Source organism: Pseudomonas sp. Mb7 (assembly GCF_054790525.1).
This window is the reverse complement of the sequence record NZ_CP186501.1, coordinates 1,115,725-1,132,491: the sequence shown is the minus strand read 5'-3', so window position 1 is coordinate 1,132,491 and position 16,767 is coordinate 1,115,725. Positions and strand designations below refer to the sequence as shown.

The following is a 16,767-nucleotide window of genomic DNA, read 5'->3' as shown; positions in this document are numbered from 1 at the left end:
GCAGATGACCGAGAGATGACAAAACTACCGAACGGTCGTCTTCACGACTTGCAATACATCGGCCAAGTCCCTTGCTCTTCGGTCCTTTGGGCATGGTCTACGCTTATCTGGGACCCGCCGATACCGGGCAGAAAAAACGCCTGCCGACGGCCAGCAGACATCAAAGTGTCATCCAGCCCCCTTAGATTGGCTCAGGTATTGCTGACCTAGACCAACAAACACCGCAAACGCAGCGTTGAACACGACCAAGGAGCTTCGGAATGAAACAGCTTTTCCTGGCAACACTGTTAGGCTCGACCATTGCAATGTGCACCTCCGCCATGGCGGCCGGCACCGATCTGAAAACCCTCGAAGCCGCTGCGAAAGCGGAAGGCGCCGTCAACAGCGTCGGCATGCCCGATGACTGGGCCAACTGGAAAGGCACCTGGGAAGACCTGGCCAAGACCTACGGCCTGAAACACATCGATACCGACATGAGTTCCGCCCAGGAAATCGCCAAGTTCGCCGCCGAGAAAGACAATGCCAGCGCCGACATCGGCGACGTCGGTGCCGCGTTCGGCCCGATCGCGGTCAAGCAAGGCGTGGTGCAACCGTACAAGCCAAGCACCTGGGATCAGGTACCGGACTGGGCCAAGGACAAGGACGGCAACTGGGCGTTGGCCTACACCGGCACCATCGCGTTCATCGTCAACAAAAAACTCCTGCACGGCTCCGAAGTACCGACCAAATGGGCTGACCTCAAGGGCGGCAAATACAAGGTCTCCATCGGTGACGTGAGCACCGCCGCACAAGCGGCCAACGGCGTACTGGCCGCAGCCCTGGCCAACGGTGGCGACGAGAAAAACATCAAGCCTGCGCTGCTGCTGTTCGCCGACATCGCCAAGCAAGGTCGCCTGTCGATGGCCAACCCGACCATCGCTACCATGGAAAAAGGCGAGATCGAAGTCGGTGTGGTCTGGGACTTCAACGGCCTCAGCTACAAAGCCAAGATGGCCAACCCGGATGACTACGTGGTGCTGATCCCGTCCGACGGTTCGGTGATTTCCGGCTACACCACGATCATCAACAAGTACGCGAAAAATCCTAACGCCGCCAAGCTGACCCGCGAATACATCTTCAGCGACGCCGGCCAGACCAACCTCGCCCGCGGCAACGCCCGCCCGATCCGCGCCGAACACCTGCAACTGCCGGAAGACGTGAAGGCCAAGCTGCTGCCGAACGAGCAGTACAAAAAGGTCACTCCGATCAAAGACGCCGATGCGTGGGAAAAGACTTCCAAGGCCCTGCCACAGCAGTGGAACGAGGAAGTCATCGTAGAGATGAAGTAAGCCTGTAGATCCCTCTTCGGGATCCGCTGGAGTTCCAAATGTGGGAGCGAGCCTGCTCGCGAATGCGGTGTGTCATTCAACAATGATGTGACTGACACGACGCTTTCGCGAGCAGGCTCGCTCCCACAAGGGGATTGAGTTGATTTCGGAATATTTGAATTTCGCGGAGTTTTTGCCCCTATGAAGCACAACGTCATCCTTGTCGTGCTCGATGGCCTCAACCACGAGGTCGCGCGTCACGCCATGGGGCATCTGCAGGCGTATGTTGGCGCAGGACGCGCCGCGCTCTACCAGTTGGAGTGCGAACTGCCGGCCCTGTCCCGACCGCTTTATGAATGCATCCTCACCGGCGTACCGCCGATCGACAGCGGCATCGTCCACAACAACGTCTCGCGCCTGTCCAACCAGCGCAGCATTTATCACTACGCCCGCGATGCCGGTTTGAAAACCGCAGCGGCGGCGTACCACTGGGTCAGCGAGTTGTACAACCGCTCGCCGTTCGTGGCAGCACGCGACCGCCACACCGACAATCTGTCGCTGCCGATCCAGCACGGGCATTTCTACTGGAGCGATCACTACCCGGACTCGCACCTGTTCGCCGACGCGGAAAACCTGCGCCTGCGCCACGATCCGAACTTCCTGCTGATTCACCCGATGAACATCGACGACGCCGGGCACAAGCACGGCCTCGACTCTTCGCAATACCGCAACAGCGCGCGCTTCGCCGACATCATCCTCGCCGACTATCTGCAGAACTGGCTCGACGCTGGCTATCAGGTATTGGTAACTGCCGACCACGGCATGAACAACGATCGCTCGCACAACGGCCTGTTGCCGGAAGAGCGCCAAGTGCCACTGTTTGTCCTCGGTGACGCCTTCAGCCTCGACGCTGGCGCCGCACCCAAGCAGACGGAAATCTGCGGCACGGTCTGCGAACTGCTCGGCGTACCCCATGACAAACCTGTGTGCCGGGAGTTGCTCAAGTGAACTCAATGACTCGCGGCAAATGGCTGGCAGCCTTGTGCGTGGTGCCCTTCGCGCTGTTCTTTATCGTCTTCGAAATCGCCCCGCTGACCTGGGTGATGATCAGCAGCCTGCAATCGGAAGAGTTCGGCTGGAGCTTGGCCAATTTCAGCAAGATCTTCAGCTCGAAGTTCTATTTGCAGGCGATCCAGTACAGCCTCGAAATCAGTTTCTGGTCGAGCGTGTTCGGCATCATCATTGCCGTAATCGGTGCGTATTCCCTGCGCCGGGTCGATTCGAAACTGCGCAATTTCGTGAATGCCTTCGCCAACATGACCAGCAATTTTTCCGGCGTACCCTTGGCCTTCGCGTTCATCATCCTGCTCGGTTTCAACGGCAGCATCACCATCATGCTCAAGCAGTCGGGGATCATTCAGGACTTTAACCTGTACTCGAAAACCGGCCTGATCATCCTTTACACCTACTTCCAGATTCCGCTTGGTGTGCTGCTGCTCTATCCCGCCTTCGACGCCTTGCGTGAAGACTGGCGCGAGTCGGCCGCGTTGCTCGGCGCCAACGGCTGGCAGTTCTGGCGACACATCGGTTTGCCGGTGCTGACCCCGGCGTTGCTCGGTACATTCGTGATCCTGCTGGCCAACGCCCTCGGCGCCTACGCCACGGTGTATGCGCTGACGACGGGCAACTTCAACGTCCTGCCGATCCGTATTGCAGCGATGGTCTCCGGCGATATCTCCCTCGATCCAAATCTGGCCAGCGCTTTGGCCGTGGTGCTGGTGGCGCTGATGACCATCGTCACCGTCGTGCATCAACTGCTGCTGAAGAGGAGCTACCATGTCTCGCGCTGAATCCGGCCCGGCCGGCCTCTACCACCGCGTCGTGGTTTACCTGCTGTTCGCGATCCTCTTGCTACCACTCGTAGGCACGCTGGTTTATTCGATCGCCAGCAGTTGGTCGGCGACTATTCTGCCCAGCGGTTTCACCTTCAAGTGGTACATCCAGTTGTGGAGCGATCCGCGTTTCCTGCACGCCTTCGGTCAGTCATTGCTGGTGTGCGTCGGTGCGCTGGTACTGTCGGTGGTGCTGATCCTGCCGCTGCTGTTCGTCGTGCATTACCACTTCCCGAAACTCGATGCGCTGATGAACATCCTCATCCTGCTGCCCTTCGCGGTGCCGCCAGTGGTGTCGTCGGTGGGTCTGTTGCAGCTTTACGGTTCCGGGCCGATGGCGATGGTTGGCACGCCGTGGATCCTGATCGGTTGCTACTTCACCGTGGCGTTGCCGTTCATGTACCGGGCAATCACCAACAACCTGCAGGCGATCAACCTGCGCGACCTGATGGACGCCGCGCAACTGCTCGGCGCCAGCACCTTTCAGGCGGCGTTTCTGGTGGTGCTGCCGAACCTGCGCAAAGGCCTGATGGTCGCCTTGCTGCTGTCGTTCTCGTTCCTGTTTGGTGAGTTCGTCTTCGCCAATATTCTGGTCGGCACCCGTTACGAAACCCTGCAGGTGTACCTGAACAACATGCGCAACAGCAGCGGCCACTTCACCAGCGCGCTGGTCATTTCGTATTTCTTTTTCGTGCTGGTCCTGACCTGGATCGCCAACATCTTGAACAAGGACAAAAGCGAATGAGCTATGTCAGCGTCCAACACCTGCAAAAAAATTACGCGGGCACGACCGTGTTCAGCGACATCAACTGCGAGATCAACAAAGGCGAGTTCGTCACCCTGCTCGGCCCGTCCGGCTGCGGCAAGTCGACCCTGCTGCGTTGCATCGCCGGACTGACGCCGGTGGATGGCGGCAAGATCCTGCTGGATGGCGTCGATATCGTGCCGTTGAGTCCGCAGAAACGCGGGATCGGCATGGTGTTCCAGAGCTACGCGCTGTTCCCCAACATGACCGTCGAGCAGAACGTTGCCTTCGGTTTGCGCATGCAGAAGGTCAACGCCGATGACAGTCATAAACGCGTTTCCGAGGTGCTGAAACTGGTTGAACTGAACGACTTCACCAGCCGCTATCCGCATCAACTGTCCGGTGGCCAATGTCAGCGCGTGGCCCTCGCCCGTTCGCTGGTGACGCGCCCGCGTTTGCTGCTGCTGGATGAGCCGCTGTCGGCTCTTGATGCACGAATTCGTAAACACTTGCGTGAACAGATCCGTCAGATTCAGCGCGAACTCGGCCTGACGACGATTTTCGTCACCCACGATCAGGAGGAAGCGCTGACCATGTCTGATCGGATTTTCCTGATGAATCAGGGAAAAATCGTACAAAGCGGCGATGCCGAAACCCTCTACACCGCCCCCGTCGATGTATTTGCCGCCGGCTTCATCGGCAACTACAACCTGCTCGATGCCGACGACGCCTCGAAGCTGCTGCAGCGCCCGATCAACCACCGCATCGCCATTCGCCCGGAAGCCATCGAACTGAGCCTCGAAGGCGAACTCGACGCGCAGATCCGTAGCCACAGCCTGCTTGGCAACGTGATCCGCTATCGCATCGAAGCCCGCGGCGTGGAACTGGTGGTGGATGTGCTCAACCGCTCGGCCGCCGATCTGCATCCCGACGGTCAGCGTCTGGCGCTTTCCATCGATCCGACGGCCCTGTGTGAAGTAGCTTAAAAGCAGCTGCAAGCTTCGAGCTACAAGCTTCAAGTTGTAGACTGCGGCGTAACTGATTTCAATTCTTGCAGCTCGACGCTTGTAGCTCGCAGCTGTTCTCGGAGAGAACCGATGGCTTTGGCAATTTTTGATCTGGACGAAACGTTGATCCACGGCGACTGCGCCACCCTCTGGAGCGAACAGATGGGGCGCTTGGGCTGGGTCGATCCCGAGTCGTTCATGCGCAAGAACAACGAGCTGATGGACGCCTACAGCCATGGCAAATTGCGCATGGAAGACTACATGGAATTCAGCCTCGAACCGCTGATCGGCCGCACGCCGGAAGAAGTCGAACATCTGGTAGGCCCGTGGGTGGAAGACTTCATTGAACCGATCATCTTCAGCGATGCCACCAAGACCATCGCCGCCCATCGCAAGGCCGGCGATCGCATTCTGGTGATCTCGGCGTCAGGCACGCACCTGGTCAAACCGATTGCCGATCGACTGGGCATCGATGAAATTCTCGGCATCGAACTGGAAGTCGCGCATGGTGTTTACAGCGGCCACACCGTTGGCACCCTGACCTACCGCGAAGGCAAGATCACCCGTTTGCTGGAATGGCTGGATGCTGAAGAGGAAAACCTGGAGGGTGCGAGCTTCTATTCCGACTCGCGCAATGATTTGCCGCTGTTACTGAAGGTGGATTTCCCACACGTGGTGAATCCGGACCCAGTGCTGCTGGAACACGCCGAAAAGGCCAACTGGCCAATCCACCTCTGGAAATGACAAAGATTTAATCTGCAATTGCAGACAGGCTGACATCCCAAACCTGAGTTCGACCCGATGCATCAGGTCGATGTAGCCCGGCAGAACAACCCGGTCAGTCCCCTCTCCCTTTGGGAGAGGGGCTTCTCCTGCAAATCAGCTCAGACTTTCGTCGATCACCAATACCAATTTTCCAGAAACGGTATTACTCGCCAACTCGGCAAACGCCGCCTCGGCATCCTTCACCGCAAACGCCTTGGCCAACTGCGGACTCAACCGCCCTTCAGCAAACAGCGGCCACACCTGCTGACCCAGATCACTCAACAGATCCGCCTTGAACTGATCGTCACGACTGCGCAACGTCGAGCCCAGCAGTTGCACACGCTTGGCCAACACCTGCGCCAGATCCAGTTTGGCCTCACGGCCGCCCATCAAACCGATCAACACCCAACGGCCGTCCAGCGCCATCAGTTTGAGGTTCAGCGCCGAATAATTGCCGCCGACCGGATCGAGAATCACATTGAACGGCCCGAAATCACGCAGGCTCTCCAGATCATCGGTGCGCACCACCCCGCCCTGCGCGCCCAGCGCCTCGCAATAAGCCAAACGCTCGGTCGAACCGACGCTGACCCAACACGGATTGCCAAACGCCTTGCACAACTGAATGGCGGCTGAACCGATTCCACTTGCACCGGCGTGCAAGAGAACTTTCTCACCCGGTTTGAGCGCCGCAAGTTGAAACACATTCAGCCAGACTGTTGCATAAACCTCGGGCAATGCTGCCGCCTCGATCAGCGAGACGCCTTCGGGAACCGGCAGCACGTGCCGCCCGTCGACGACCACCTCTTCGGCCATGCCGCCCCCGGCCAGCAAGGCGCAAACCCGATCGCCGACCTGCCAGGCACTGCCCGCGCCGACCTCGCTGATCACCCCGGAGCACTCAAGACCGAGTACCTGGCTGGCCCCTGGTGGTGGCGGATAGAGCCCTGCTTTCTGTAATAAATCGGCGCGATTGAGGCCCGCTGCTGCCACTCGAATGCGGACTTGTCCTACATCGCACGTAGGACTCGGCTCTTCAACCCATGCCACTTGACCGTCAACGCCTTGCAATGCCTTCACAGTGCCTCCATAGTGAGTCTGGACTGAGCCCGAAGCTGTAGCGCCGGGCTTTTTGCATTATGCGACCGGCTCTCGTAGAACCGGCGACTTCAAAGACGGCCTAATATGCGTTATCAATTGTCCCCGCGTCGAATCAGCATGAAGCATTTGCTCCCCAGCACCGCCCTCGCTCTTTTCATCGGTATCGGTTTGTTGCCGGTGTCGGGCAATACATTCGCAGCCAACAGCTGGGACAAATTGCAGCCTGATCGCGATGAAGTCATCGCCAGCCTGAACGTCGTCGAGTTGCTCAAGCGTCACCACTACAGCAAGCCGCCGCTCGACGATGCGCGCTCGGTGATCATCTACGACAGCTACCTCAAGCTGCTGGATCCGTCGCGCAGCTACTTCATGGCCAGCGACATCAGCGAATTCGACAAGTGGAAGACCCAGTTCGACGACTTCCTCAAAAGCGGCGACCTCAACGCCGGGTTCACCATCTACAAGCGCTATCTGGACCGCGTCAAGTCGCGTCTGGACTTCGCCCTTGCCGAGCTGAACAAAGGCGTCGACAAGATGGACTTCACCACCAAGGAGACCTTGCTGATCGATCGCAAGGATGCACCTTGGCTCAAATCCACCGCTGAACTCGACGACCTGTGGCGCAAACGCGTCAAGGACGAAGTGCTGCGGATGAAGATCGCCGGCAAAGAGCCGAAGCAGATTCAGGAAACTCTGACCAAGCGCTACAAGAACCAGTTGGCGCGCCTGGACCAGACCCGTCCGGAAGACATCTTCCAGGCGTACATCAACACCTTCGCCATGTCCTACGATCCGCACACCAACTATCTGTCGCCGGATAACGCGGAAAACTTCGACATCAACATGAGCCTGTCCCTTGAGGGCATCGGTGCCGTGTTGCAGAGCGACAACGACCAGGTGAAAGTCGTGCGTCTGGTGCCGGCAGGCCCGGCCGACAAGACCAAGCAAGTTGCACCGGCTGACAAGATCATCGGCGTTGCCCAAGGCAACAAGGAAATGGTCGACGTGGTCGGCTGGCGTCTGGACGAAGTGGTCAAACTGATCCGTGGCCCGAAAGGCACCGTGGTGCGTCTGGAAGTGATTCCGGCGAGCAATGCGCCGAATGACCAGACCACCAAGATCGTGCCGATCACCCGTGAAGCGGTGAAGCTCGAAGACCAGGCCGTGAAGAAGTCCGTGCTCAACCTGAAACAGGACGGCAAGGACTACAAACTCGGTGTGATCGAGATTCCAGCCTTCTACCTCGACTTCAAGGCGTTCCGTGCCGGTGATCCGGACTACAAGAGCACCACCCGTGACGTCAAGAAACTGCTCACCGAGTTGCAGAAAGACAAAGTCGACGGCGTGGTCATCGACCTGCGCAACAATGGCGGCGGTTCCCTGCAGGAAGCCACCGAGCTGACCAGTCTGTTCATCGACAAAGGCCCGACCGTACTCGTGCGTAATGCCGATGGCCGTGTCGACGTACTCGAAGACGAAAACCCGGGCGCGTTCTACAAAGGTCCGATGGCACTCTTGGTCAACCGCTTGTCCGCCTCGGCTTCGGAGATTTTCGCCGGCGCCATGCAGGACTATCACCGCGCGTTGATCATCGGTGGCCAGACCTTCGGTAAAGGCACGGTGCAGACCATTCAGCCGCTCAACCATGGCGAACTGAAACTGACCCTGGCCAAGTTCTACCGTGTCTCCGGGCAGAGCACCCAGCATCAGGGCGTGCTGCCGGACATCGACTATCCGTCGCTGATCGACACCAAGGAAATCGGCGAGAGCGCACTGCCGGAAGCCATGCCATGGGACACCATCCGCGCGGCAATCAAACCGGCAGCCGATCCGTTCAAGCCGTTCCTGGCTCAGCTCAAGTCCGAGCATGACACGCGCACCGCCAAGGATGCCGAGTTCGTGTTCATCCGTGACAAGCTGGCTCTGGCGCAGAAACTGATGGAAGAAAAAACCGTCAGCCTCAACGAAGCCGAGCGCCGTGCCCAGCACAACGACATCGACGCCAAGCAACTGACGATGGAAAACATCCGTCGCAAAGCCAAAGGCGAAGAGCCGCTTAAAGAGCTGAAGAAAGAAGACGAAGACGCCCTCGCGGCTGCCGACCCGGACAAGGTCAAACCAGAAGACGATGCCTACCTGAGCGAAACCGGGCGCGTGCTGCTGGATTACCTGAAGCTGAGTAATCAGGTGGCCAAGAAGTAAGATGATGGCAATTTAGTGCTGACGATCCCCGGATCGTCATCAAACAGTCATCATTCTGTCGTGCAATAAAGGACTGGGAGCCACTCTCTTCATTGAGAACGCTCCCAGTCCTTTTTTTATCGCCAGAGATTGCCATGACCACGACCGAACAGCTGAGTGCCTTGAGCTCGATCCTGACTCAAAGCGGTTTACACAGCCTGTTCCAACCAATCATCTCTCTCTCCGAACGGCGCATTCTCGGCTATGAAGCCCTCACGCGCGGCCCTTCCAACAGCCCTCTTCACTCGCCGATCGCGCTGTTCGCCGTGGCGCGTCAGGCCGGGCGTTTGAGCGAACTGGAAATCGCCTGCCGTCAGAGCGCTTGTCGCCGCTTTAACGAGCAGCAACTGCCGGGCAAACTGTTTCTCAACGTCTCGCCGGAATCCTTGCTTGAAGCCGCGCACCAACCGGGGCGCACGTTGCAGTTGCTGCAGGATTTCGGCATTCCGCCGAGTCAGGTGGTCATCGAACTGACTGAACAAACACCGATCGACGATTTTCAGTTGCTGCAAACCGCCTTGCATCACTATCGAGCGATGGGTTTTTCCATTGCGCTGGATGATCTGGGGGCCGGTTATTCGAGCCTGCGGTTATGGTCAGAACTGCGCCCGGACTACGTGAAGATCGACCGACACTTCATCGACGGCATTCATCAGGATGCGCTGAAGCGCGAGTTTGTCGGCTCGATCCTGCAAATCGCCAAAGCCTCGCGCGCGCAAGTCATCGCCGAAGGTATCGAACTGCCGGAAGAACTCGCGGTGCTGACTGAAATGGGCGTCGATCTGGTGCAGGGTTACTTGCTCGGCCGCCCTCAGGAACACCCTCCGCGCGATGCCCGCGCCTTGATGCCCAAACACGACAGCAGCAGCGTTGCGCTGAACGACGAAGGCAGCGACCTAAGTGCCCTGCTCAACGACCAGCCAGCCGTACCCCGCGACACACCGACCGCCACCGTGCTGGAAGCCTTTCGCCGCCAGGCCAACCTCAACTCACTGGCAGTACTCGACGAACAAGGCCAACCCTGCGGCATCGTCCACCGCCACTCGTTGTCGGATGCGCTGCTCAAACCGTTCGCCACCGACCTGTTCGCGCGTAAACCGATCAGCCGCCTGATGAACGACGATTTCCTCGCCGTGGAAATGAGCCAGTCACTGCAACAAGTCAGCCGCCTGATCACCAGCCGCGCGCGGCAACGCATCGAAGAAGACTTCATCATCACCCTCAACGGCGGCTACCTGGGTCTTGGCCGGGTGATCGACGTACTCAAACTGATCACCGAGTTGAAGATTCAACAGGCGCGGTATGCCAATCCGCTGACTTTGTTGCCGGGGAATGTGCCGATCCAGCAATGCCTGACGCGGTTGCTGCAGCAGGGGCGCGAGTCGGTCATCTGCTACGTCGACATCGACAGTTTCAAACCCTTCAACGACATTTATGGCTACGGGCGTGGTGATGAAGTTTTGCTGTGTTTGGCGCAATGCCTCAACGAGCGCGTCGACCCGAGCCGCGACTTCGTCGGCCATATTGGCGGCGACGATTTCCTGCTCGTCCTCGGCCCCGAAGACTGGCGCAAACGCCTCAATCAATTGCTTGATGATTTCCAGAGCCAATGCCGGAGGTTCTACCGTCCTGAACACCTTGAGGCTGGATGCTTTATTGCGCCGAATCGCCAAGGGGTGCGACAGGAGTTTCCGCTGTTGTCACTATCCATTGGTGTCGTTCATCTGCACCCAGAAGCTTGCGCGCACCTTGATGCTAGCCAACTCGCGGAGATGGCCTCGCAGGCGAAGCATCATGCGAAGAATGTTCCGGGGTATAGCGTGCATGTGATTGATAGTCTCGCCGCTCCAGACCTCCATCCATCGCAACTAGTCGGCCAACGTTGATTTCTTCAACTTCGCGAATTAGCCAGATCAATCAAAATCACCATTATGTTTGATCTTCAAGACTCGCCCGAAGTAAATCATCCTTCCATGATTCACTTACGACTTCGTATATGTGTTCAAAAAAACCACGAGCGTATATTATTTGTGTTTCGTCCCACGCGAGCACTCTCGGATCTTCATAGTCACTTTCAAACTCTCCAGAAAAATCAAAACAAGCATCCTGCAAATGGCTTTCAATGAGATTGTAAATCAAATATCTATGACGATAGGTTAGATAATCAAACTCAGGAACAATGAAATTTTTAATTATTTCTTGTCGATCATCATACTTATTTGGATCGTAATCCCACAATGCCTGACCAAGCGTCTCTTCCCGATCATAAATCGATATCCCACTCAGAACGTTAGAGAGCCGGGGCTCATATGGCAATCTTGTAAATGGTAGCATCAACATAAGTTCACCTATCTTGGAAAGCCAGTAAATGGCCTCGCAAACGAAGCGTCATGCGAAGAATATTCAGGGAAATAGCGTGCACTTGCTCGACGCTGCGCCCCCGTTCGCGAACCAGCCGTCGCAACTAATCGGTAAAACTTCGCGTTAGGGCGGGCTCGCTCGCCAAGGGGGCCGCTCTCTCATTGCACATTATGAAACTGCAACTTTATTGGCCTGAGGTTTTTTCATTGCGATATTTCGTCAAACACTCCACCAAAACCCTCATAAAACTGAGCCGATCCGTAACCTCATCATCAAAATATGTAGTCATTCGGTTAAACACACGATCAAAATTGTCATCCTCCTTCAAAAAATGATCGACCGTATTTATGAGAGACTCTTGTTCTGCATCCGTATACTCATAAAATTCCGGCTTTAACAAAATATCGAACAACTCCGTTAACTCCTCAGGATCGTTTACGTTCTTTTCAACTATTAACCGCTCCCGCTCGACATCAAAAGTATTTTCGATATCAAAAACAAACAGTAAATTTTTTATATCCACGATCTTATATATTTTTCTCATCAATCAAAATCCGTATACGACGTTATGGTATCGCCATTTGCTCTGAGAATAACAACAGCGTTATTCTGCTGCCCATAAACTCCCTCCTTTGTATAACCTTCCCCAACTATTTTCCCCATATCCATGGGCCTTCTAGACGTTTGGAGATCAGTCTGACGAAGTATTAGTTTCGCTCTATAGATAGCATTTAACTGATCTCTGTGACTGAGAAAGTGAGTGGCCGCACTTGGAATTTTAGGCTCTCCGTCTTTTGACCCACCAATATAGGTCTCTATGACACCAGTCGTTGGATTTCTCCCTGTCATAGCTCTTTCAAATTGAGATTGTAGGGTTGTTTGTGCGCCGTGTTTTTCTAAAAAATGCTCTCCATTTTGTGGATTCTCCATTTCATGCAAACGTCGGTATGCGTTTTCTTCAGCTAATACATCAATCCTCGCTCTACGCTCCTGCGCCGTCATCTTCGGCAGCGCGGGCTCCCCCTCGTCAACCTTAGCCCCACCAATACCGCCGGGCACCTCACAACCCGGCTTATTCGGCGGTGGGCAGTTCGACGTCAACCCCAACGGATCCACCCACCCCGTCGGATTCGGCACGTACTGGTACTGATTCAACCCACCCGCCAACTTGATCGGATCCGGCGTCAGATACCGCCCCAACCTCGGGTCGTAATACCGGTGCCGGTTGTAATGCAGCCCGCTTTCCCCGTCGAAGTACTGCCCCTGAAAGCGCAGCGGCTGGTTCAGGTAGTCGTCGCCAGCCAGGGTCAGCGCGGCGACTTTGCCGTAGGCGTCGTATTGCGCGGACCAGACGATGTCGCCGCTGTAGTCGGTGAGTTCCTGCGGGGTGCCGAGGTGGTCGAGTTGGTAGTAGAACGGGCAGGCTTTTTTCGGGCCTTTGCCGTCGAGCAGCGCCAGCGGACGGAAGGTGCCGGGTTCGTAGACGTAGCTGCGGTATTCGCTTTCGCTGCTTTCGGCGACGAGGTGGTCGCCTTGCCAGAAGAATTCGGTGATCTCGCCGTTGACGATTTTGCGGATACGCCGGCCGAAGGCGTCGTATTGGTAACTGGCGGTCTGGCCGTCCGGGCGGGTCAGGCCGATCAGGCGGTGCTGGCAGTCGTAGCGGTATTCAGTGACGAGTGTCTGTGCGCGGCCGCGACGTTCGCGGATCAGGTTGCCGAAGGCGTCGTAGTCGTAATGACGATCGCCCTGCATCAGCAGGCGATTGCCCTTTATCTGGCTCGGGCCAGGGCGGTCCTGCATCAGCAGGTTGCCGGCCGGGTCGTGGGCGAAGCTTTCCGGCAGTTCGTCGCGCGAGTGACGTACGCGGATCAAGCGGTCGAGGGCGTCGTAGCCGTAGGTGCGCTGGCCGTGACGGGTGTCGGCAATGTGCGCGAGATTGCCGTTGGCGCTGTAGGCATAATCGCGGCGGTACAGGGCATCGCGCTGATGGCCTACGGCGTGGGCGAGTAATCGTCCCTGATCGTCGTAGGAATATTCGCTGAGCAGCAGACCTTGTTGGCGTTGCAGTTCGCGACCGGACTGGTAGACATGGCGGGTCAGCGGCGTGCCGTTGAGGTCGATGTCGGTCAGCGCGCCACCTTTGGCGTGGCGGTAGTCGAGCACGCTGTTGTCCGGCAGGCGCATGCGCTTGAGCTGGCCGCAGGCGTCGTAGCGGTAACGAAGGGTGCCCCAGCCCTGATGCTCGGTGATCAGCCGATCCTGGCGGTCGTACTCGAAGGCCAAAGGATGTTGCTGGCCGTCGTCGACCCCGATCAGTCGGCCGAGGCGGTCGTATTGGTAGGAAACCTTGATCCCGTCGGGCAGGGTTTTGAGCAGAAGACGCCCGGCAGCATCGCGCTCATAAGCGGTGACCAGTTGCGAACCGTCATCACCGAACTCGGTCTTCTCCAGCAGATGCCCGTTGAGGTCATAGGCGTACGCCGTGCGGCGGCCGTCAAAACCGACCTCCTGACGAATCAGCCCGGTGGACGTGTAGTCCAGCCGATACTTTTCCCCGGATTCGTTTTCGATCTCGGTGAGCAGCAGTTGCGCATGGTCGTAGCGGTACTGCACCCGCGTGCCGTCAGGGTTGATTCGGCGCGAAACCAAGTGCAGATCGTCGTCATATTCATAACGGGTAATGCGCCCCAGTTCATCCCGTTCGGCAGTGACCTGACCGTAGGCGCCGTAGCTGTAGGCGCGGGTGCTGCCGGTAGGAAATGTCGTCTGAATCAGTCGGCCGACGGCATCCCAGTGTTGCCGGGTGACCGCACCGTGTTCGTCTGCGGTCGTGGTCCGCCGCCCCAGTGCGTCGTAGGAAAAACGCCGCACGCCACCGTCGGGCAGGGTTTCCTCGGTCAACTGGCCGAGGCTATTCCAGACCAGCCGATGCCGGCTGCTGTCCGGGTAGCGGATCGACAGCAATTGCCCCCGGGTGTCGTAGTAGTAATGAGTAACCTGGCCGTCGGGGTCGACCGCTTCGGTGACATCGCCCTCGGCATTGCGCCGGTAGATCCACACCGCCTCGCCGCGCGAACGTCGATGCAGGAAACCGTTGCGATACTCGTAGGACGTTGGCGCCTCATCCGGTGGAATCAGCGCGATCAGCCGTCCGACTTCGTCGTAGCGGTATTCGGTGACGGCGCCCAAGGCATCCTGCTCGGCAATCAAGCGCCCGGCATCGTCATAGGCCTTGAGCTGTTCACCGCCATCGGCCTCGACCTTGCGCACCAGCCGCGCACGTTCGTCGTGAACGTAGGTCTCTTCGGTGCCGTCGACGTAATGCACCGCGACACTGCCGTCATCGTTCCAGACGTAACGTGTGTCCATCTGCGAAAACGACGCCCAGTGACGCACGCAACGAGCAGCCTTGCCGGAGCGCTCCCACTCCCAGAAGAAACTCGCGCCCCCAGCAAGTTGCCGCTGCAGAATCACGTGAGCGTCGTCGTAGTCGTAACGCTCGCTGTCACCGACGGCGTTGGTCGCTTCGATCAGGTGCCGGTAGGCGTCGTAGCTGTAACTGACCAGCGCTTGTTCGGTGCTCCATGCACCGTCGCGAAACACCTGGTAATCCACACCAACCAACTGCGCCCGGTCATACCGCAACAACAGCGAACGCCCGGCGCCGTTATCCAGGCGCTGCACCCGGTCAGACCGATCGCGCTGCACCGTCAGACGATTGCCATAGGCATCGCTGATCGCCGTCAGCCGTCCTGCGCGAAAGTGATAAAACCGCGCGGTGTCCCCGGCCAGTGCGAGGATCAGCTCTTCCGGCTCATCGCCAAGAAAAATCGCCGCCCGCGACAAACTGTTGTGAATCGCCGGGCGCTCAGTATTCGGCAACGGAAAACGGGTACGCCGGTTTTCGTGATCGACCCAAACAACCTCGTCGCCGGCAAATTCCAGCCGATGCGCCAGCGAATGACTCCAGCCAAACCCCAACCCAACATCGATTTCGGCGGCACTGCTGCGATACAACCGCGTGAACTCAAACGGCAACACGCCATCGAGCAGCGCATCGCTCAAGGTCAGCAGTTCTTCGCCGGTGACCATCGACACCGGGCAGCCGTTGGTGCAGGTGCGCGGCACGCAATCGGCGCTGTCGCCGTTGGGGTTTTTCGCCTGATCCGGCGAGTCGTCGTGATGCTCGTCTTTCTTCAACAAGGTGTTGCGCTGCGCATCCCAGCGCAATTGCATCCGGCCTTTTTTCACCCCGGCGGCGATGCCACGGGCGGCAACGGTTTTGTATTGATCGACGTATTTGATGAACCCTTCGACGATGCCAAACATCGCCTTCACCAAACGCTTTACCGCCGAGAGCAATTGCACGGCGCGATCCGCCAGACGCAGCGTCAGATAAGCGATGCCTGCGCCACCACTGACGAACGTCAAGACGACGCTGATCAGCACATCGATGAGCAACTGGACCATCATCATCGACGCCGCTTCAGCAGTTTTGCCGGCGATTTCACTGGGTGGCAGCATCTCCAGCCAAAAGCTGGCAGTGCGCAGCAATAGACACAGCGCCGCCTCGTCACTGACCAGCAGTTGCAGCTTCTCCATGACCTCGGGCGCGGTTTTCGCCAGCTCGATCAGATCCGCCGCGCCACTGCCCAAGCGCTCAGCAAACTGACCGGGATCCTTGAGGATGTCCGAGAGCAAACCAATGCTGTCCCACACGCCCTCGATCGCCGCCCAACTCCCGGCCAGCATGCCGTTGCCCGCCGCCGTCGCCACCGACTGCGACCACTGTGGCTTGAAACTCTGCCATTCACTGCGCAGCCAGCCATCCAGCTCCGCGGTCAGGCCGTCATAGGCTTTGAACAGGTCCTCGACCTGACCCGAAGTGACAGCGCTGTGCACCTGCACCCGGTAGAACTTGCCAGGTATTCCTTTGAATGAGCCTTTGCCTTGCGCATCAAGGGTGATGGGGGTGGTTTCGCCACTGTCCATGGCGATCACATCGACCACGATGTTGCCCAGCGGAATGTCGTAGACCGACTCGAATTTGCTTTCGATCAGCATCGGGCCACTCTTCGGGCACTGGACGACACCGGAGAAAAACGCGTTGTCGGTGCTGCTGACGGCAGTGCTATCGGAGCCGAAGCGAATGATCCGCTCCATGCCCATCAGTGACGGCAGATCCGCCGCGTGGCTGACCTCGTCCGCCGCGCGACTGGCCCAATGTTTGAGCTGTTCGCGGTAAACGCTGAGGGTGTCGGGAAAGCTGTCGAGTGCTTGCTCGATGCGGGTGACGGCGTCCATCAACGCACGCGGGTGGGCGAAGTGGACTGGATAAGCGGATCAAA

12 protein-coding genes are annotated in these 16,767 nt (G+C 57.9%); 8 read left to right on the top strand and 4 right to left on the bottom strand.

The genetic code is table 11. From position 1 onward, the window contains the following. The first annotated feature begins 260 nt into the window (after positions 1-260). From ACOYXH_RS05190 to ACOYXH_RS05165, 6 genes are all read left to right on the top strand, one after another. Positions 261-1,328 carry an ABC transporter substrate-binding protein gene (locus ACOYXH_RS05190; RefSeq protein WP_077571761.1) on the top strand — a complete coding sequence of 356 codons (1,068 nt, stop codon included), beginning with the start codon at positions 261-263 and terminating at the stop codon, positions 1,326-1,328. Positions 1,329-1,508: 180 nt separating this feature from the next. Further along, the gene (locus ACOYXH_RS05185) at positions 1,509-2,315 is read left to right on the top strand and encodes an alkaline phosphatase family protein (protein WP_460410308.1); all 807 of its coding nucleotides are present in this window, start codon (positions 1,509-1,511) and stop codon (positions 2,313-2,315) included. 5 nt (positions 2,316-2,320) lie between these two features. Next, positions 2,321-3,157 carry an ABC transporter permease gene (locus ACOYXH_RS05180; protein WP_460410857.1) on the top strand — a complete coding sequence of 279 codons (837 nt, stop codon included), beginning with the start codon at positions 2,321-2,323 and terminating at the stop codon, positions 3,155-3,157. Next, positions 3,144-3,944: an ABC transporter permease gene (locus ACOYXH_RS05175; RefSeq protein ID WP_007916333.1), complete on the top strand. Its 801-nt coding sequence runs from the start codon at positions 3,144-3,146 to the stop codon at positions 3,942-3,944. Before ACOYXH_RS05180 ends, ACOYXH_RS05175 begins: the two co-directional genes overlap by 14 nt. Further along, positions 3,941-4,930, top strand: a complete 990-nt coding sequence (locus tag ACOYXH_RS05170; RefSeq protein WP_460410307.1) for an ABC transporter ATP-binding protein — start codon at positions 3,941-3,943, stop codon at positions 4,928-4,930. Before ACOYXH_RS05175 ends, ACOYXH_RS05170 begins: the two co-directional genes overlap by 4 nt. A gap of 111 nt (positions 4,931-5,041) precedes the next feature. Then, complete coding sequence (locus ACOYXH_RS05165; protein ID WP_460410306.1) at positions 5,042-5,695, top strand: HAD family hydrolase; 654 nt, start codon at positions 5,042-5,044, stop codon at positions 5,693-5,695. A gap of 135 nt (positions 5,696-5,830) precedes the next feature. On the opposite strand, the gene ACOYXH_RS05160 is transcribed toward ACOYXH_RS05165, so the two are convergent. Continuing rightward, positions 5,831-6,793 carry a zinc-binding dehydrogenase gene (locus ACOYXH_RS05160; protein ID WP_460410305.1) on the bottom strand — a complete coding sequence of 321 codons (963 nt, stop codon included), beginning with the start codon at positions 6,791-6,793 and terminating at the stop codon, positions 5,831-5,833. A gap of 138 nt (positions 6,794-6,931) precedes the next feature. On the opposite strand from ACOYXH_RS05160, the gene ACOYXH_RS05155 reads away from it, so the two are divergent. After that, complete coding sequence (locus tag ACOYXH_RS05155; protein ID WP_161986601.1) at positions 6,932-9,016, top strand: carboxy terminal-processing peptidase; 2,085 nt, start codon at positions 6,932-6,934, stop codon at positions 9,014-9,016. Between the two features lie 134 nt (positions 9,017-9,150). Then, complete coding sequence (locus ACOYXH_RS05150) at positions 9,151-10,941, top strand: bifunctional diguanylate cyclase/phosphodiesterase (RefSeq protein WP_460410304.1); 1,791 nt, start codon at positions 9,151-9,153, stop codon at positions 10,939-10,941. Positions 10,942-10,984: 43 nt separating this feature from the next. Here ACOYXH_RS05150 and ACOYXH_RS05145 read toward each other — a convergent pair whose 3' ends face one another. The 3 genes from ACOYXH_RS05145 to ACOYXH_RS05135 all read right to left on the bottom strand — a co-directional run bounded on the left by ACOYXH_RS05145 (position 10,985) and on the right by ACOYXH_RS05135 (position 16,723). Next, positions 10,985-11,395, bottom strand: coding sequence for a hypothetical protein (locus ACOYXH_RS05145; RefSeq protein WP_460410303.1), 411 nt, complete (start codon positions 11,393-11,395; stop codon positions 10,985-10,987). 205 nt (positions 11,396-11,600) lie between these two features. Next, on the bottom strand, positions 11,601-11,960 hold the full coding sequence (locus ACOYXH_RS05140) for a hypothetical protein (protein ID WP_095050901.1): 360 nt from the start codon (positions 11,958-11,960) through the stop codon (positions 11,601-11,603). Beyond that, positions 11,960-16,723, bottom strand: a complete 4,764-nt coding sequence (locus tag ACOYXH_RS05135; protein ID WP_460410302.1) for an RHS repeat-associated core domain-containing protein — start codon at positions 16,721-16,723, stop codon at positions 11,960-11,962. The genes ACOYXH_RS05140 and ACOYXH_RS05135 overlap by 1 nt, the downstream gene beginning before the upstream one ends. Positions 16,724-16,767 lie beyond the last annotated feature (44 nt).